We start from the raw sequence: 18,308 nt of genomic DNA on the forward strand, positions 1-18,308 counted from the left end.
AGACTCCGACTGTCGACGGCGAATCCTCGCTCGCGCCGCTTCATCCTGGAGCCACAGCCTCGCATGCGGATCGCCGTCATCGCCACGTACACGCACCCCACGCGCCTGCGCATCAAGGAACCCTCCATCATGCAGTCCTCCGTGCCGGAGCTGATCGCCGGCCTGTGCCCCGAGCACGCGGAGGTGGAGGTCTTCAACGAGAAGGAGGTGGACATCCCGTTGGACCGGCACTGGGACCTGGTCTTCTTCTCGTACCTGCACTCCTACTACGAGCACACCAAGGTGCTCTCCACGCTGTTCCGCCAGCGCGGAATGACCACCGTCGCCGGCGGCCGTCACGCCACGCACTTCCCCGACGACGTGGCGCTGTACTTCGACGCCGTCATCACCGGCGAGCCCGAGTCCAACGTCCCCGCCCTCATCGCGGACTTCGACAAGGGCCAGCTCCAGAAGCGCTACGAGCGGCCCTCGCTCGGCCCCACCGCCATCCAGCCGTATCGCTACGAGCTCATCGACTTCACGAACAACAAGGTGCGCCTGCCCGGCATCGAGGCGTCACGCGGCTGCCCGTTCCGCTGCAACTTCTGCGTCCTCACCGGCCACGAGCGCTACCGCTACCGCCCCGTCGCGCAGGTCATCGACGAAATCCAGACGCGCATGCGCTGGAACCCCAACTACCTGGGGTTGATGAAGGACGCCTTCATCTTCCTCGACAACAACCTGGGCGGCTCGCCCAAGTACCTGCGCGAGCTGTGCGAGGCGCTGATTCCCCTCAAGAAGACCTGGGGCTGCGCGCTCACCTTCAACGTCCTCAAGGACGCGTCGCTGGTGAACCTGATGGCCAAGGCCGGCTGCCGCTACGTGTACACCGGTCTGGAGTCGCTCAACCCCGAGTCCATCAAGGCGATGAACAAGGGGCAGAACACGCTCTCCGAGGTCGACGCCGTCATCCGCCGCACCTTCTCCGCCGGAATCCTCCTGTCCTTCGGCCTCATCGTCGGCTCGGACGGCGACACCAATGAGTACCTGGAGAAAATCCCCGAGTACCTCGCGGACCTGCAGTACTTCTCCGTCACGTTCCTCGGCATCGTCAGCCCCTACCCGGAGACGCCGTTCTTCCGAGAACTGCAGGCCGAGGACCGGCTCCTGCCCGGCACCGTCAGCCGCGACTACGACGGCTACACGCTCTGCCACCGGCCGAAGAACCTGCACCCCTCCGAGGTCGTGGACCACTTCCACCGGCTCTGCGCGCAGCTGGGGAGCCTGCCGAACATCGCCCGGCACTACTGGTCCAAGCTGACCTTGAGCAACCTGCCCCGCTACAAGCAGACCATCCTCTTCGCCGGGCCCGAAATCCTCAGCATCCGCAACCCGCTGAAGAACCCGGCCCGCCGCTACATCGCCGGCATGGACGCGCTGGAGGACTGGGACACGAAGCAGATGGCGGCGCTCGGACTTCAGCCCCAGCGCATCACCTGAGCGCGACGGCGCGAGGCGCTTCCACCGGGGCAGGCGGCGTCAGGCCCAGCTCCGCCTCCAACCGGTCCAGGCGCCGCAGCTCCGCCTGGGCACCAATGGACTGGAAGATGTCGCGCGCCCGCGCCAGGAACTCCACGCGCCGGTGCGGCAGCGCCACGGCCGCGTCATGGTACGCGACGCCCGTCTCCCACCGGTTCGGCGTGTCCTCCAGGAAGGCGATGGCGCGCAGGAACAGCGACTCCGCCGCCTTGCCGCCCTTCTTCAGCGCCAGCGCGCGCGCCGTCACCCGCATCGCGGGCCCCTTCAGGTACGGGTAGCGCCGCCCCAACAGCCGTGCCTTGAACAGGCAGCGACGGATGATGGCCCACAGCGTCTCCCGCGGCACCGCCACCGCGCCCTGCTCCAGCGCGAACAGCGCGCCCTCCGCCGCGTCGACCAGGCCAATGTGGAGGAAGGGCACCAGCACGTGGTAGCGCCACAGCGCCTCGTCCGCGCGCACCGCCATCAACCCCGCTTCCTCCACCTGATGCTCGCGCACCGTCACGTTGACCAGGTGGTTGAGGCTGGCGCACTGGTTGGCCAGGTCCTGCACCTCGATGCTGATGCGCAGGCCCTGCTCCAGCTCCGCGCACAGCTCGCCGACTTCGCCCTCGCCCCGCAGGTAGCGGCACATGGGAATCCACGAGTGCGCCCACCCCTGGTGCATGAGCGCGTGCAGCTCCTCGCCCATCTTCCCCATCTCCACGAAGGCCCGCTCGGCCCCCTCGAAGCGCGAGGCGAGGAACTGGCTGGAGCCCAGCATCATCAGCCCCGTCTGCACCTCCCACATGTCCCGCACCTGGCGCAGCAGGGACATGGCCTGCTCGGCGTACTGCGTCGCCTGCGCCAGGTCGTTGCTGAAGACGGACAGCGTGGCCAGCCGGCTCAGGGCGATGCCCTCCGCCGAGGGATCTCTCGCCCGCCGCGCGTAGTCCAACGCGCGCAGACACCAGCGCTTCGACAGCCCGAGGAAGCCCGAGCCGAACAAGAGCGAGCCGTAATAGCTGCTCGCCAGGCTCAGGCCCCGCTCACCGCGCGAGCGCTCCGCCATGATGGTGGCCACCATGGTCGCCCAGGTGAGCTTGGCGATGTCCTTGAAGTAGTAGATCTTGATGAGGGAGATGAGCGTGGTCAGCTGCTTGAGGTACAGCGGCAGCCGCGAGCCCAGGGGCCGCGCCAACCAGGGGAACAGCGCGTAGAGCAGGTGCAGCCCGAAGGCCAGGAGCGTGCGCACCACGAGCGCGGGCAGGCTCCCCGGCGTGCGGTGCCCCATCAACTCCATGGCCCGCTCCAGCTCCTGGATGGCCCGCTTGGACTCGCCCTTCTCCTGATGGGCTCGCCCCAGGCCCAGGTGCAGCTCCGCGCGGCGTGACACCAGCTCCTCGTCCGCCAGGCACTGCTCGAACATGTGGATGGCGCCCGCGTAGTTGCCCGCCTGCAGCAGCGTCTCCGCCAGCTCCTGCATCACCCGGCGCGTCTTGAGCAGCACCTCGTCCGGGTCCAACTCCACCGTGCCGGCGAGGATTTCGATGGCGCGGTTGTAGTGGTGGAGGGCGTCGTCGTTGGCGTACTGACCGCGCGCCCCTCGGGCCGCCATCAGCGTGTACTCCAGGCCCTTCACCTCGTCGTTCCCGGCGAGGAAGTGGAAGGCGAGGATGCCCGCGGACGCCGCCGTGTTCTCACCGGCACGGGCTTCCAGGAAGCGCGCCAGGCGCCGGTGCAGGTCCTCCCGCGACGACACCATGAGCGTGTTGTAGGCCGCGTCGCGGATGACGATGTGCTTGAAGATGCAGGTGTAGGGCTCCTCCACCTCCAGGAGGATGAGGCCCAGGTGCGTCAGCGTGTCGATGGCCTCGCGGATGCGCTGGCGGGACACCGAGCCCGGCGCGAGCGCCGCCACCGCGTCCAGCGTGAAGATGCGGCCGATGACAGACGCCACCTTCACCACCAGCTTCTCCGTCTCGCTCAAGAGGTCGATGCGCGCGAGCACCACGTCCTGGATGGAGTCCGGCAGCACCAGCGTCTGGAGGCTCCGCTTCAGCTCCCGCCGCGACGCACCCGGCGACACCGGCCCCAGGTAGCCGCCCTCGACGAGCCCCTGGACGATGGACTCCGCGAAGAACGGATTGCCCTGCACCTTGGACAGGAGCACGTCCTCCAGCGCCGTGTCTGGCGGCTCCATGCGCAGGTGGACGCGCAGGAGCGCGCGGGTGTCCTCGTCCTCCAGGCTGGACAGGTCCAACCGGCACAACCCCGGCATGTCGTCGCGCACGTTGCGCAGCTGCTCACCGGGCCGCATCGTCACCAGCAGCGTCAGCCGCAGCGGCGCGAGCCGGGCCGCCACGTACTCGATGAGGTCGACGGAGATGTTGTCCGCCCAGTGCAGGTCCTCGAAGAACAACAGCAGCGGCGTCTTGCGCGCGTGCTTCTCCAGGAGCTGGAAGATGATTTGAAAGACCTTCTGGTTCTTGTGCCGCGCGTCCAGCCCCACCGTGGCCGCGTCTTCCTCCACGCTCAGGCCCAGCAGGGCGGCCATCACCGGAATCCACTCCGGGCCCGCGTCCTCCAGCCCGTCGAACCCCTGCCGCAGCCGCGCGAGCTGCGCGTCCACGTCGTCGCCCTCGTGCAGGCCGAAGAGCTGCACGAGCACCTCCTTCCAGGGGAAGAAGGGCGTGAACATCTCGTACGAGTAGCAGATGCCGTACAGGCTGCGCGCGCCGCGCGACTCCGCCTCCTCCACCACCTTGGCGCCCAGCCGCGACTTGCCGATGCCCGCCTCGCCGGACACCACGCACAGCCGACCACTGCCCGAAAGCGACTCCTCCACCGCCGCGTGGAGCTGCCCCAGCTCGCGCCCGCGCCCGACGATGCCGCCCCGTCCCTTGATGAAGAGGCTGCGGCGCACCTCGCCCTTGAGCTGGTAGACGGGCACCGCGCGGGAGACGCCCTTGAGCGTCGCGTCCTCCACGAACTCCGTGGTGAAGCCGCCCGCCTGGAGCTTGCGCTCCGTCTGCGCGTCGATGTGGATGCCCACTCCGTCCGCGTACGTCATCAGCCGCGCGGCCAGGTTCACCACCTCGCCCAGCGCCGAGTAGCCCTTGCGCCAGGGCGAGCCCATGTCGCCGAAGTAGGCGTGCCCCGTGGCGATGCCAATCTGCAGCTCGCGCACGTACGGGAAGGACTCGCGCTCACGCAACAGCTTGCACGCCAACCGGCTGGCGAGCACTTCCTTGTTCTGCTGCGCGGTGGGCGCGCCGAAGAGGACGTAGAGGACGTTGCCCTTGTCCGTGAAGTCCGTCATCAGCAGCACGCCGCCGTGGTGCGCGCTCTCTCGCTGGACGTGCTCGTAGAAGGCGTTCAGCTCGCGGGTGAAGCCCTCGATTTCCGACGGCGAATGGTCCGTCTTGAAGCGCAGGAAGAAGCAGGTGAGGTCTCGGAAGTCCCCGCCCAATTCCTGGTGCGCGGTGGTGATGCGAGTGAAGAGCACCGGGTGCAGCAGGAGCGCGCAGCGGCCCACCAGTTCCTCGCCACCAGGGGAGACGAACGTGGGCGGAGCCCGCGCCTCCAGCGGCACCGAGGGCTCCAGGCGGAAGGCGCCGTCGCGCTCCTCGCCCACCCGGGCCAGGTCCGGCAGGAGCGCCCACGCCTCGCGGCTCAGGAGGACCTCGCCCACGCGGGCCCGCTTCTCCGCGGCCACCGCCTGCTCCAGCGGGTGGCCCACGAGCGCCGGGTGCATCCACATGCCCGTCGTGCCCAGGACGATGCGGTGCGACTCCCCCACGCCGATGCCAATGCGCGACGACACGGCGAAGCGCTGTCCCAACAGCTCCAGCCGGGAGAAGCGCGCCAGCCGCCGCTGCACGTCCAGCGCGCACCGCGCCGCGCGTCCCACCGCCTCCGCGTCGCCCTCGCTCACGGCGGGCTCGAAGCAGGCGAGGATGGAGTCTCCGGCGAACTGGTAGATGTCGCCGCCGTGCTCCTTCACGACGTCGATCATCTCCGTGTAGTAGCTCTCCAGGAGGCGCTGGAGCGCGTCGATGCCGCGAGGCCCCTCGCCACTCAGCCCGACGACGATGGGCGTGAAGCCCGCGATGTCGAGCACCAGGATGGCGCCGCGCACCGACTCCACCGGAGGCAGCGCGTGCGCCTCTGTATCCTCCAGGCGGCGCAGCAGCGCGCCGGGGATGTAGGGCCGCAGCGAGGAGAGGACGAGGTCGATGTCCGCCGACGACATGCCGCCCTCAGCCCAACGTCCGGAAGCGAATCCACATCGCGACCACACCCACCGCGGCGTAGAAGAATGTCTCGATGGTCTCCGACAGCGGCTGCGCCCTTCTCAGCGCACCCCACGCGTGGACCACCACCATCGCCGCGCACACCCAGCCGATGAGCTCGAACAGCGCCGGCTGACTCCGGGGGTCCGGGATGTAGCGCACCACCGTGAGGATGATGGCCAGCGCCACCCCTCCCAGACAGCGGCCGAAGTACACCGTCAGGTCCGTGTTCCCCTGCACCGGCGCCCAGCCGAACCACCGGGACCAGCGCAGCGGCATCAGCAACAGCGGCAGCGCGAACACCAGCAGGAAGAACGTCGTCGAGACGGCGAGGAACCAGCTGGCGAGTGGGTATTCGGCGCTGATCATGTCGACAGCCGTCCATCCTAGTCGTTTTTCCCCCGGCTTCGAGTGCCCTCGATCAAACCAAGCAATCCTGGCTTTTCTCGCTCAGGGAGCGAGGGGGCGGGCGGGCTCACGGACGGAGGCGCGGATGAACTCGGCGACGCGCTCCAGGGAGTCGGTGCGCTCCAGCTCCGACGAGAAGCGGCGGAACGCCTCCGGAGGGCCGAAGAGGATGATGGGCTTGCCGTAGCGCAGGCACAGCGAGGCCTCGGAGGCGGTGCCGGCGCCCCCCGGCAGGGCCACGAGGGCGTGGGGGGTGAGCACGTTGATGTGGTTGCGGCTGAGCGGGTCCGTCCCCTGCTCTCCGCTGAGGGGCAGGTGGGTGTAGATGGCCAGCTCCACCCCGGGGTTGGGGTAGCCGGAGCGCGGCACGTAGTCGCCGTCCTTCACGGTGCCCGGGACGATGCCAATGGAGATTCCGCGCCGACCCACCACCTGGACGAAGGCATCCGCGGCGGCCCGCATGACGCCACTGCCGGCGCCGGTGAGCAGGTCGAACCCCGCTTCGGCGATCCACCGTGCCAGGGGAATGACACGCTCCAGGTGCTCTTCCTGGCCTGATCCGAAGACCCCGATGATCCGCCGTTCCCTTCGCATGGATGCCCACTCCTTCCCGGACCTGTGACCGGCCCTCCCGGAAGCTTCTTCCATGTGCGTCCGACGCACCCGGCGCAACCGTTCAGTGCCGCACAGAGGGGGCGTCGGCCGTTCACCGACGGAAGGATCCACCCTCGGACAGAGACCGAAATGACACTTGCAGGACGGCGCGCGCGGCGGGGTGTGACTCCCCCGGGGGCCCTCCACCTGTCAGACCCCCTCCCTACCCTCCTTCACGTCAAGCCTGGAGGTCGGCCTTGTTCGACACCTGTGGTGGATGTGAGCGGCGCGGTGGCCCCGGTGAAATCTTCGACTGGTGCGCCAACTGTGAGCTGTCCTTGTGCCCCCGCTGCATGAAGCGGGGATGCTGCGACGCGCTACCCGCGGAGTCGGGGCGGGATGCTCCGTTGATGTTGCCGGACCCGCCGGAAGAGGAGGAGGCCCCCTTGCCCGAACACTTCGGCGGACGGTGCTGCTCCGGCGCCCGCGCGGTGGCGTGCTCGTGTGCCTTCCACTGGGTCTGTGAGCGACACGGGGACCAGCACATCGGCACCCACGACTGAAGCGACGGCGTGAGGGAAGAAAATCCCGGGCGTACGTTCAACCGTCGGCGGCACAGAGCCAACGGCGTCCCGAGCCTGGGGCGCGCGTGACGCAGGCTGACGGGGGACTCGTCGATGACCATGGTGCTGGGGCACGGACCGATTCACGTCCGGCTGATGGAGCTGGTCGCAGCCGCGGCGACAAACGACGCGGAGGTGCTCATCCAGGGGCCGAGCGGCGTGGGCAAGGAGCTGTATGCGCGGCTCGTCCACGAGCAGAGCGCCCGGGCACCCCATCCATTCATCCCCGTCAACTGTGGCGCCCTACCACCGGACCTCTTCGAGAACGAGCTGTTCGGCCACGTGGGCGGCGCCTTCACCGGCGCGAAGACGCGCAACCGGGGGCTGGTGGCGGAGGCGGAGCACGGCACCCTCTTCCTGGACGAGCTCGACGCCCTCCCCCTCTCCAGCCAGGTGAAGCTCTTGCGCCTCATCCAGCAGAAGGAATACCGGCCGCTGGGGGACTCACGGCTGTATCACTCCGACGTGCGCATCATCGCCGCCACCAACACGGACCTGCTGGCGGCGGCCCAGGCGGGGCACTTCCGCTTCGATTTGTTCTTCCGCCTGCGCGTGCTGCCCATCGACGTGCCCCCGCTGCGCGAGCGGCCCGAGGACATCCAGCCCCTGCTCGAGTACTACCTGCGGCGCTACGCGGACGAGTATGGCAAGGCGCCCGTCACCTTCACGGAGGCCGCGAGGCATCGCCTGATGACCTACGCGTGGCCCGGCAACATCCGCGAGTTGGAGAACTGCGCGCGCTACCTCCTGTGCACGCGCGCGGGCACCTGTGTCGACGAGGAGGACCTGCCCCTGCTGGCGGAGCCCGCGCCCACGGGCCACCGCGAGCCGATGTCCGCGGTGTCCCGCGAGTCCTTCCAGGTGGCCAAGCGCCGCGTCGTGGAGGCTTTCGAGAAGGCCTGGCTGGAGGGCTCGCTCGTCGAGCACGGGGGCAACATCGCCGCCGCCGCGCGCGCCAGCGGCAAGCACCGCCGCGCCTTCTTCGAGCTGATGCGGCGGCACGGCCTCAAGGCCCACTCGCGCTGACGGGGACGCTCTCCTCCACGGGCCCCTCGCACGGCAGCTCCACGGTGAAGCGGGCCCCGGCGCCCAGCGTGCTCTCCGCGCGCACCTGCCCGCCCAGGGCCGCGACGATTTCGCGGACGATGAAGAGGCCCAGGCCCAGGCCGCCGTACTCCCGCGAGGAGACGGCGCGCTCGAAGCGGCCGAAGATGTGGGGCAGCCGCTCGGCGGGAATGCCGATGCCCTGGTCGACGATCTCCAGGCGCACGCGGCCTCCGGTCTCCTCCAGGTGGACCTCGATGGGCTGCCCCGCGCCGAACTTGAGCGCGTTGGCGAGCAGGTTCGTCACCACCTGCTCCAGCCGGACACGGTCCCACCGGCCCATGCAGCCCGGGGCCAGGTCCAGCGACAGCGAGGACTGCGAGCGCTGGATGGCGTCGCCCAGCCCCTCCACCACGGCGCGCACCACGGCCTCCAGGTCCACGGTCTCCAGTTGTAGGTGCAGCCGCCCTGTCTGGATGCGGGAGACATCGAGCAGTTCGTCCACCAGGTGCGCCAGCCGGCGCGTCTGGGCCTGGGTGGAACGGGAGGCGCGCTGGACGGAGTCGCGCGTGGGCACCTCGCTGCGGGCCAGCCCCTGCACGGAGAGCTGCAACGCGGTGATGGGCGTGTAGAGCTCGTGCGCGGCGATGGAGAGGAACTCGTCGCGCAGGCGGATGGCATCCTGCGACTCGTGGTACAGCCGCGCGTTGTCCAGGGCGATGGCCGCGCGGCGCGCCAGGTCCTGCGCCAGCTCCAGGTCCCCGGGCCCATAGCGCTTCCCAGGCACCGAGGAGACGAGGGTCATGACGCCCAGCAGACGCTCCCGGGCGATGAGGGGCACCGCCATCAACGTCCGGGCCTTCAGGGCGCGGATGAGCGCGAAATGCCGCGCGTCCCGACACAGTCGCGCCAGGAGTTCGTCGGTGAGCACCGGGATGAGCAGCGGCTCCTTCGTGCGCAGCACGGCGTTGGCGGGCTGCGACGAATCCCAATCCGGCGTGTATGACGACTGGAGCTCCCGTGCGAGCCCCTCCGAGGCCGGGTCCGCGTGCGCGGTGGAGAGCCTGCGGATGGAGCCCGACGCATCCACCACGTCGATGGCGCACACGGTGGCCAGGAAGGGCACCGCCAGTCGAGCCAGCCGCTTGAGGGTGGCTTCGTAATCCAGCGACTCGGCGAGCACCACGCTGGATTCGGCCAGGAAGCGCACGGCCTCCTCGGCCCGCTTGCGCTCCTCGAAGAGGAGGCTGTTCTCCAGGGAGATGGCCATCTGCGAGGACAGCAATTGGAGCACCCTCACACGGTCCGGGGTGAAGGCGTGCGTGGCCAGATTGTTCTCCAGGTACAGCACCCCCATGGTCCGCGCGTGGCGACGGATGGGCACCACCAGCGCGGACTTCACCCGCTGCCGCGCCACGTACGCATCCGTCACGAAGCGGCCCTGGTGCGCGGCGTCTCCCAGCACCACCGCGTCCCCCGTGCGCCAGGTGTGCCCGAGGAGAGACTCCGGCACCAGCTCCGCGCCCGCGAGCGGGACGTGGAGCCGCGTCATCGGCTCACCCACGCCCCCCACTGCCTCCAGCATCGGCGTGCCCTGCTCCTCCAGCACCAGCGCGCCCCGCTGCGCCCCAGCGACCTCCAGGCACACCGCCATCAGCTTCTCCAGGAGCCGCTCCAACGCCACCTCACCGGACAGCGACTGCGCGGCCTTGAGGATGCTCAGCAGGTCGAGCGACGCGCCCCGGAAGTCGTCCCCCGTCGGCGTGACGGTCTGGTCCCAGATGCCGGGCTCCTGTATCTGGATGTCCGGAAACTCCTCCTGGAGCGCGGCGACCACGGCCTTCGCCCCCCAGCGCGCATACCCCTCGCGCGCGGCCCGCAGGTACAGCGTGGCGATCCGCTTCCGGCCCAGCGCGCTGTACAGCCGTCCCGCGAGCACGTTCGCGAGGGCCTCGTCCTGCGGGAAGCCTTCCTCCCGGGCCCGGTCGATGGCCTCGTCGAACAGCTCCGCGGCCTCCGTGAAGCGCCCCTCCAGCCGGGCCCGCTCCGCCGACAACATCAGGTGGCGGTGACGGAAGTTCTCCGGGCAGTTCGTCGCCCAGTGCCGGAAGCGGTGCCACGTCTGCTCGACATACGCACGGCGCGCCTGTCGCTCCGCGTCGCTCCCAGCCTCCACACTGGCCGCCAGCACGAGCGCGCCGAAGAAGGCGTGCTCCGTGACGTTGAAGAGCGACTGCACGAAGCGGAGGTTCGGCTCGGCCGCGCGGAACATCTCGCGCGCACCCGCGAGGTCCCCGAGCAGGTAGGACGTCTGGAGCCGGAGGATGAAGAACTGACCGAGGATGGTCGGGTCGCCTTTCGACTGCTCCAGGAAGGCCGCCGTGTCGAACGTCGCGTCGTCGTAGCCTCCCCGCTCGCGCGTCCTCCCCTGGAGACACCGAACGGCCTGACGCAAGGCGAGCTGCGTGTCCGCCATGGCGCCCTGCCCGCTCTTGCGGTCGAAGGCCAGGGCCCCTTCGGCTTCCGCGTGGACGCGGTCCAGCTCCGTGCCCAGTCGCAGCCGGGTGAAGCTGATGCTGGCCAGGAGGTAGGCGACGTACTGCGGCTCTCCGCTCTCCAGGCCCGCGGCGAGTCCCCGACGCAGCAACGGCATCGACGAGCGCAGGGGCTCGCGCCAGTGGCGCATGTAGAAGAGGAAGGCGGCGAGGACGCGACACTCCTCACGCGGGTTGGCGAAGCGGCGGCTCAACTCCATGCCCAGATGACTGAAGGGGTGGCCCGCGGCGTAGTCGCCCCGTGACTCGCCATGGATGAGGCCGAAGCACACGTAGGCGAAGGCCGAGTACACGCTGTTGCCGTGATTCAGCGTGAGGCCCAGCATCCGGGTGTAGATGAACGAGAACATCGGCGGGTCGGAGAACCACGCCGCGATGCCCGCGCTCATCAAGAGGCGCATGCAGCCGCGCTCCAACGAATCGGCCATGCGCGGCGCCGACAGCAGCTCCTCCTCGGTGCGGGACTTCCACATCTCCACCACCTGGGGCAGCTCCGCCTGGAAGTCGGCGGTGGCATCCCCGTCCGGCAGCGCCACGCCAAAGAGTCGCAGTCCCTCGCGGGCGTGCTGGAGCGCCGCCGCGTGATTCCGGCCGAGGATGCTGGCGTTCATGCGCAGGACGTAGAGGTCCACCTTCTCCAGTGGCGACGTGGCATGCGCCATCGCCTGGTCGATGAGGCGCTCGGACAGGAGGCGGTCTCCCGTGAGCTGCGCGCACTCCGCCGCGTCCTGGTGGAGCCGGAGCATGCGCTCGCGCTGCGTCTCCCAGGCGTCCTCCGGGAGGAGGACTCGGGCGCGCATGAAGTAGGCCAGGGCGGCCTCGAAGGCGGAGGCGTCTCGCACCTTGCGCCCCGCGCGCTGGTTGAGCTCGGCGAGCCACTGGCGCTCGGTGGCGGTCTCCACCACGTCGCCGCCCAGGTGGAAGTGGTCCGCCACCTCGCAGATGCGCGGCTCGGCCTCCACGCCCGGGGCGTCTTCCCAGAGACGGCGGCCGATGGTCCGGTGCAGTGCCCGGCGCTCCTCGTCCGACAACAACGAGTAGGCGGAATGTCTCACACGGTCATGCGCGAAACGGTACGTGGCCTGCCCCTCCGTCAGCCCGTCCGGCGTCGGCTCCGGATGGAGCGGCTGGAAGCGAGGTCCCCGCCCCTCCGGGACGAGCAGGCCCGCACGCAGCGCGCTCCACAGCGCTCCCGCCGTGTCCTCCATGGGGGCATCGACGACGCGAGCCAGGAGCCACAGGTCCACCTGACCGCGCATGCACGCGGCCACCGTCAGCAGCCGCTGCGTGTGCTCGGGGAGCCGACGGATGGAGTCCAGCATCAGCTCCACCACGTTGTCGGTGACCTCCGCCTGTTCGATTCGCGCCAGGTCCCAGTGCCACGAGCCGTCCTCCAGCTCATACGTGAGCAACCCGGTGCGATGCAGGTGCCGCAGGAAGTGACTGATGGAGAAGGGGTTGCCCGCGGTCTTCTCCAGCACGAGCCGCGCCAGCGCCCGCGCGCGCTCCGGCTCGCAGCGCAGCGTGTCCACGCACAGCGTCGTCAGGGCGGACAGGTCCAGGGGCCCCAGCTCCAGGAGTCGCGGCGCCGCAGTGGTGCCCGCGAGTGACGACAGCACTCGGGAGAGGGGATGCGACGTGCCCCACTCTCCGGGGCGATAGGCACCGATGAGCAGCACATGGTGCAGCTCCGGGTCCGTCACCAGCCGCGTGAGCAGCTCCAGGGTGGCGGCGTCCGCCCACTGGAGGTCGTCGAGGAACAACACCAGCGGCTCCTCGTCCGTGGCGAGGTCGCGGAAGAAGGACTGGAGCAGCAGGAGGAAGCGGCTGCCCGCCTCCCGAGGGCCCAGGGGGACGATGGGAGGCTGCTCGCCGATGAGCCGCTCCAGTTCGGGAACCAGCTCGGTGAGCACCCTCCCCTGGGTGCCCAGCGCTTCCTGGAGACGCTGCCGCCACTCGGCCACTTCGTCGGGAGGTTGCTCCAGGACACCGACGACGAGCCCCCGGACGGCCTCCACCAGCGAGGCGTACGGTGCCTGGCCCTTCAGCTCCGAGGACTTTCCGGAGAGGAAGCGCGCCGTGCCCAGGTGCGCGCGCAGCGCGTGGACCAGGGACGTCTTGCCGCTCCCCGAGGCTCCCGACAACAGCACCCACTCCCGGGCGCCGAACCGCGCGCGCTCCAGCGCGGCGTCGAGCACGGCGCGCTCCTGGTCGCGGCCATAGAGCCTGTCGGGCAGCCCCAGCTCGCGCGCGAGGTCATACCGGCCCAGTTCGAAGGCGATGGGCGTACCCGGTCCGCGCCAACGTCGCTGGATTTCTCGCAGGTCCTCCACGAGCGCCTCGGCGCTCTGGTAGCGCTCCTCGGGCACCTTCGCGAGCAGGCGCAGCACCACGTCGGAAAGGATGGCGGGAAGCTGGGGGTTCTTGTCGACGGGAGGCACGGGCGGCAGCGCGAGCAGGGCGTGGACCAGCTCCGCGGCGTCGGTCGACACGAAAGGCGCCTCGCCCGTGAGCATCTCGTAGAACGTCGCGCCCAGCGCATACAGGTCCGCGCGGTGGTCTACCCGGCGGCGCATCCTCCCGGTCTGCTCGGGGGCGATGTAGCGCAGCGTGCCCTCGAAGCCACCGGGGACTCCCGCCATGTGCACGAGCCCTTGCACGCGTGTGGACAGGTCGAAGTCGATCATCACCAGCCCGCGTCCTCCGGGCGCCACGACGAGGTTGGCGGGGTTGAGGTCGCGGTGGATGACGTGCTGGCGATGCAGCGCGCCCAGCGAGCTGGCGAGGTCACACGCCAGTTCCAGGAAGAGGTCCACCTCGATGGGGCCCCGTCGCAGCCATTCCCGCAAGTCATGGGGTCCTGCGTCCTCGATGGCGAGCGCAGGCTGGCCCGCCACCACCTCCAGCGCCACCACGCGGGCGACTCCGTGGAGGTCTCGAAGGTCGCTGAGCATCGCGTGCTCGTGACGCAGCAGGCCGGCGCTGCTCTCCGCCAGCGGCCCTTCGCGGACGACCTTGAGCACCCGCGCGGCGCCCTCGGGCGTCCAGGCGCGGAACACGTCGTAGCGGTGTCCCCGGTAGATTCTTCGCACGTCCTGATAGCCGGCCAGCTCCAGCATCACGACCCCTCGACGACTTCCCAGGGGAAGTTGCACACGCGACAGGCCCCGGGGCTCAGAAGGCACTAACGGATGATGCGGGCGCGGTCCTGTCCAGAGGAGCGGGCCGCCTGCCGCTCGGACGTCAACAGCTCCTGCGTGCGCCTCGCGGCATGCCTGCCTCGGGGTCCGAGAGTACGTCGGCTAGTGAGCGCCCACCGCCCCGTGCTCAGGGGCGAGGAGCGGCTCCAACGAACAGCCCCGCTCGGTCCAGCAGTGGAGTTGCTTCAGTTTCGGCGTGAGGAGCGCGACGTCCTCTCAAGGCCGCGACCTGGTTCGCTCAGGAAGGCGTCGGCACGCCCAAGAAGCGTTCCGATTCGTGAGCGAGAACCAGGCCGAGCATGCAGTGGCGACGATCTGCCGGGTGCTGGGAGTCACCGAGGCCGGCGACTCCGCCTGGAAGCGACGGGCCGCCTTGAAGCGAGCCGAGACCAGGATGGCCGTCTTTCAGTACATCGAGGGCTGGTACAACCTGCGGCGGCGGCACTCAGCCCTCGGCTACCAGTCACCGGCTAGCGATGCGGAACCGGTGTAACTCGAGACGGCTAAAGGAGGGACTCGATGATGGTCCGAAGCTCGTCCTCGCCGAAAAGCTTGTCCGAGTAGCCGTAGAAACTCTCACGCACGAAGAGAGTGTTGTCCTTGAGCTCCACATTCTTGTCGCCCGGGTTGTCTGGGCTCGTGGCGACATTCTGGAAGATGATCTTGTTGAACTTCGATTTGACTGCCTCACGACCGAGATCATCGCTACAAATACTCTTCATCGCCTGTGCGACGAGCCCCGGACCGTATGATTCATAGTAGGAGTCGTAGCAGTCGAGAATGGTCTTGTCTTCGGGGAAGCTCGCGATGTCGATTTCAAAAGGCATCGAGAATCCAATGGAGCTGTTCAGCTCTGATTGGAAACGGGGGGTGTGCGACTCCTTGATCGTAGCGATACGGCGTCGCTCTGCGAGACCCATCGAATGCTCCTTTATCCCAGGGCGTGCTTGTTGGTTTGGAGAGTGTGTCCGCTCGTATTTCAGGCGTCAACTCATTCGGAGCCTCGCGCACGGCTCATTCTTCAGCGCCCAGCATCTTCAGAAATTGTGCTTCGCTGGGTCCGTCAACTCCGCGCGTTTACGAGGAAGACGAGCAGGATGACCGCGACGAGGTCGGACCTGAATCGCCGCCACAAGGACTGAGAGCGGACGGGCCCGTTCAACGCCGCTGCCGTGAAGCGCGCCCCAAAGCGCTCGGCCCCATCACTGTGTCCCGTTGGGACTGGCCGGTCGCGCGAATAGAGCACCCCTGCGCGGGTACTGGCGATGCGAGCGTGCCCATGTGGAAGGTCACCCGTCCTTGCTCCAACCCTTCAGATTGGCCGTGGTGTTCGTGCTCACATGGGGAACTGCGGCGCACGCTGACACACCAGCCGCCCCTCACGTCCTCCGCGAGCGCTCCGTTACTGTCGCCAGTTGGCCCTCCGGGCAGCCCCCGGTCATCAACGTCGCCGAGGGCTCGCCGACGTTGTTTCTCCTCTCTTCGCCGATTCAGCGAAAGTCCCGCAGCCTCGTTCAGGAGGAACACCTCATAACGGTGGCCCCGGTAGATCCTCCGCACGTCCTGATAGCCGGCCAGCTCCAGCATCACGACCCCTCGACGACTTCCCAGGGGAAGTTGCACACGCGACAGGCCCCGGGGCTCGGAAGGCACTAACGGATGATGCGGGCGCGGTCCTGTCCAGAGGAACGGGCCGCCTGCCGCTCGGACGTCATCAGCTCCTTCGTGCGCCTCGCGGCATGCCTGCCTCGGGGTCCGAGAGTACGTCGGCTAGTGGGCGGCATCGGCCCCGTGCTCAGGAGCTTGGAGGAGCGCCGACAAACAGCTCCGCTCGGTCCAGCAGCTCTCGCACGCGCTCCGCCAGCGCCATGTGCTCCGGATTGCGGGCAGTGAAGCGTTCGGGAGTGAGGAGGATGAGGGTGCCCTTGTCTTCCACGGACTCGACACGCACGGGAGCGGGGAGCGGCGGCACTCGGCCCAAGCGGTTCGAGACGTAGGTAATCCACCCAAGGGAGAAGGGCGCGAAGTCGGGCTCCCGAGCTGTGTCCTCGTAGGAGTCCGAGGTGGCAAACGCCCAATCGGGATCCCAGGGCCGAACCATGCTGCGCACCACGTTCGCCAGTACGGGTGCCGTCAGTATCCGCTCCATGCCTGGCCCTTCTTTCGGCAAGGGCATCACGCACGAGTTCGGATTGGCGCCACTGTAGTCACCGCAGGTGATGCGCAGATCCGCGCTGTCCGCCCCCGCCTCGCCGTTGCCGAACCAGAAGCTATAGCCCAATCGCTCGATGGCGGGACCTCCACGCTCACGGTTCACGCCCCGCCGGAACATCTCGGTGAGCGTGGGCAGGTCGGGAGGCATGAGCGGATGTTTGCGGGCATCCTTGCGAGAACGCGCGGGCTTGTACCAATGAGCCAGGATCGGATCACATGACGCAAGGAGGTTGAGGAAGTCTGCTGTGCGCAGAGCGCATTCCTCGGGGGTCTCCTTGCGAGGGCCCCAGTAGGCGCCCGCGTAGTAGGTCTCCGGGTAGGTCGTGAGCTCAGGCGTCGCGGTCACGCTGTGCATTCCTCAAAGCGCCGGTGTGCAGACCACTTCAATGCCCTTGATTCTGTTGCGCATCAATAGCTTCTCGATGGCGTCCGCCGCCTGCTGCTCAGCGACGTGCCATCGTATCGAAAAGCCAAGGCCACGGACCTTCTCACTCTGCCTTCTGGCTTGATCGACAAGGCCCTTGGCTCCCGAGTGACGGAACCACTCTTTCGGGTCCAGGCCCTCGAAGAACCGGGCATAGCCCTGCCCCTTCGCCTCCAGCAGGACACCCTTCTCGAAACCATCGAACTTCACGCCGCCACTGTCCCTGCCTACACCACCGACCCAGTATGCCTCGTCGGCGGAATGCCCCGTAATCTGTTCCTGGTAACGCCGGGCGTGGGGTGACATGGACTCTTTGGCCGGCCCCCACTTGCCGGGCCCATTCGACGGTGAGCCGCCCTTCGCGGCCGTGCTGGCCCGCTGAAGGATGATGGCTGCTCCAGGCCCACCACTCAGCACCGCCGCCGCACGCCCCACCGGAACCGCCACGATTCTCATGGCAACGACTCCCTGTGCGGACAGCGAGAGCGTTGGCATCTCCACCGCTGCGAGCGATGCACCTTCCAACGTGCGCGTCGCGGATGACACCGTGCCCCACGTGGCTATGAGGTTCGTTGCCAGCTTGGAGACGGCCTGAATCTGTTCACCCCGCGTCATGTACCGGAAGCGCTCCAGGTATTCGGGTGACGACTCCAGCAATGCCGCCACGGCGGCAGGCATCTGACGAAGTGCCTCGAGGTTTTCGCCTGGCGACGTCGAGAAGAACTTCCCCACCGCAAGGGCCAGTCCAACAAAAGCCTCTTCGGCACCATCAAGAGAGCGGCTGATGATGTCGGCATCGTCGTGGACGTCCGCCAGCGGGAATCCATCCAACTCACGCAGTTCATCGTCCAGCGAGCGGAAGACACCCGTGCGCCCATCGTAGAAACGGCCCAGCTCGAAGTCGTGCGCACGGAAAACACCGTTCCGCCACTCCACGGGGGCCACTCGCTGCTGCGTCCGGCCACTGCGCACCCACGCGAGGCATCCATCGGGCCGGAGCACCGCCAGATGATTGAAGCGCTCCACCCGCTGCACCAACTCGGTGCGTGACACCGCTCCCGAGCCCATCACCTCGCGCAGCATGAAGCCCACCGCGACACGCGCAGGGAACTGACCCAGCGTCACATCCTTCCCCAGCAACACCTCCAGCAGCCGCGCCGCGTGCGTAGGCGTGAGCGAGTTACCAGACACGGGTTGCGCGTCGCGGTCCTCCAACCCTGAGACCTGAAGCAACTCCTCGAATGCATCGTTCCGCTGCTCTCGGGGAAGATACGCCGTCCCAATGGCTCCCGACTGCCCCCTCGCCTCGTACAGTGTGGAGCGCTGCTGAAGGGCGCCCCTACGGGTGGAGCGTTCAACCCCAGAGCAGCCCGCGACAAGGATGGCGACGCACAGCAACCAGAGGCCACTTCGCATTCAATACCCCATGCCCCTTCAACAAGCGGCCAGCGAGC

General features: G+C 68.4%; 12 protein-coding genes. 5 read left to right on the forward strand and 7 right to left on the reverse strand.

Annotated elements, in window-relative coordinates:
* Positions 1-63 precede the first annotated feature (63 nt).
* Positions 64-1,479, forward strand: coding sequence for a radical SAM protein (locus tag HR086_RS03655; RefSeq protein WP_174464883.1), 1,416 nt, complete (start codon positions 64-66; stop codon positions 1,477-1,479).
* Here the strand turns inward: HR086_RS03655 and HR086_RS03660 are convergent.
* The 3 genes from HR086_RS03660 to HR086_RS03670 form a co-directional block, all read right to left on the reverse strand.
* The gene (locus tag HR086_RS03660) at positions 1,472-5,752 is read right to left on the reverse strand and encodes an AAA family ATPase (protein ID WP_174464884.1); all 4,281 of its coding nucleotides are present in this window, start codon (positions 5,750-5,752) and stop codon (positions 1,472-1,474) included. The genes HR086_RS03655 and HR086_RS03660 overlap by 8 nt on opposite strands.
* 7 nt (positions 5,753-5,759) lie before the next feature.
* Positions 5,760-6,161, reverse strand: a complete 402-nt coding sequence (locus HR086_RS03665; RefSeq protein WP_174455671.1) for a hypothetical protein — start codon at positions 6,159-6,161, stop codon at positions 5,760-5,762.
* Positions 6,162-6,242: 81 nt separating this feature from the next.
* Positions 6,243-6,794 carry a molybdenum cofactor carrier protein gene (locus HR086_RS03670; protein WP_174455672.1) on the reverse strand — a complete coding sequence of 184 codons (552 nt, stop codon included), beginning with the start codon at positions 6,792-6,794 and terminating at the stop codon, positions 6,243-6,245.
* Positions 6,795-7,051: 257 nt separating this feature from the next.
* Here HR086_RS03670 and HR086_RS03675 point away from each other — a divergent pair, with 257 nt between their 5' ends.
* Together HR086_RS03675 and HR086_RS03680 are read left to right on the forward strand one after the other, a co-directional pair.
* Complete coding sequence (locus tag HR086_RS03675; protein ID WP_174464885.1) at positions 7,052-7,357, forward strand: hypothetical protein; 306 nt, start codon at positions 7,052-7,054, stop codon at positions 7,355-7,357.
* A gap of 114 nt (positions 7,358-7,471) precedes the next feature.
* Positions 7,472-8,443: a sigma-54-dependent Fis family transcriptional regulator gene (locus HR086_RS03680; RefSeq protein WP_174463587.1), complete on the forward strand. Its 972-nt coding sequence runs from the start codon at positions 7,472-7,474 to the stop codon at positions 8,441-8,443.
* On the opposite strand, the gene HR086_RS03685 is transcribed toward HR086_RS03680, so the two are convergent.
* Positions 8,424-14,135: an AAA family ATPase gene (locus HR086_RS03685; RefSeq protein ID WP_174464886.1), complete on the reverse strand. Its 5,712-nt coding sequence runs from the start codon at positions 14,133-14,135 to the stop codon at positions 8,424-8,426. The genes HR086_RS03680 and HR086_RS03685 overlap by 20 nt on opposite strands.
* A 358-nt stretch (positions 14,136-14,493) precedes the next feature.
* Between HR086_RS03685 and HR086_RS03690 the strand changes: the two genes are divergently transcribed.
* Positions 14,494-14,709: a hypothetical protein gene (locus HR086_RS03690; protein ID WP_174455572.1), complete on the forward strand. Its 216-nt coding sequence runs from the start codon at positions 14,494-14,496 to the stop codon at positions 14,707-14,709.
* Positions 14,710-14,719: 10 nt separating this feature from the next.
* On the opposite strand, the gene HR086_RS03695 is transcribed toward HR086_RS03690, so the two are convergent.
* Positions 14,720-15,136: a hypothetical protein gene (locus tag HR086_RS03695; protein WP_141644764.1), complete on the reverse strand. Its 417-nt coding sequence runs from the start codon at positions 15,134-15,136 to the stop codon at positions 14,720-14,722.
* A 412-nt stretch (positions 15,137-15,548) separates the two neighbouring features.
* Between HR086_RS03695 and HR086_RS49675 the strand changes: the two genes are divergently transcribed.
* Positions 15,549-15,872, forward strand: a complete 324-nt coding sequence (locus HR086_RS49675; protein ID WP_368773772.1) for a DUF2381 family protein — start codon at positions 15,549-15,551, stop codon at positions 15,870-15,872.
* 139 nt (positions 15,873-16,011) lie between these two features.
* Here HR086_RS49675 and HR086_RS49515 read toward each other — a convergent pair whose 3' ends face one another.
* Both HR086_RS49515 and HR086_RS03710 read right to left on the reverse strand, forming a co-directional pair.
* Positions 16,012-16,776 carry an immunity 52 family protein gene (locus HR086_RS49515; protein WP_373564256.1) on the reverse strand — a complete coding sequence of 255 codons (765 nt, stop codon included), beginning with the start codon at positions 16,774-16,776 and terminating at the stop codon, positions 16,012-16,014.
* 12 nt (positions 16,777-16,788) lie between these two features.
* Positions 16,789-18,069, reverse strand: a complete 1,281-nt coding sequence (locus tag HR086_RS03710) for a Tox-REase-5 domain-containing protein (protein ID WP_254626156.1) — start codon at positions 18,067-18,069, stop codon at positions 16,789-16,791.
* Between the last annotated feature and the right edge of the window lie 239 nt (positions 18,070-18,308).

The sequence above is a fragment of the Myxococcus sp. CA039A genome (genome assembly GCF_013336645.1).
Taxonomy (GTDB): domain Bacteria; phylum Myxococcota; class Myxococcia; order Myxococcales; family Myxococcaceae; genus Myxococcus; species Myxococcus llanfairpwllgwyngyllgogerychwyrndrobwllllantysiliogogogochensis.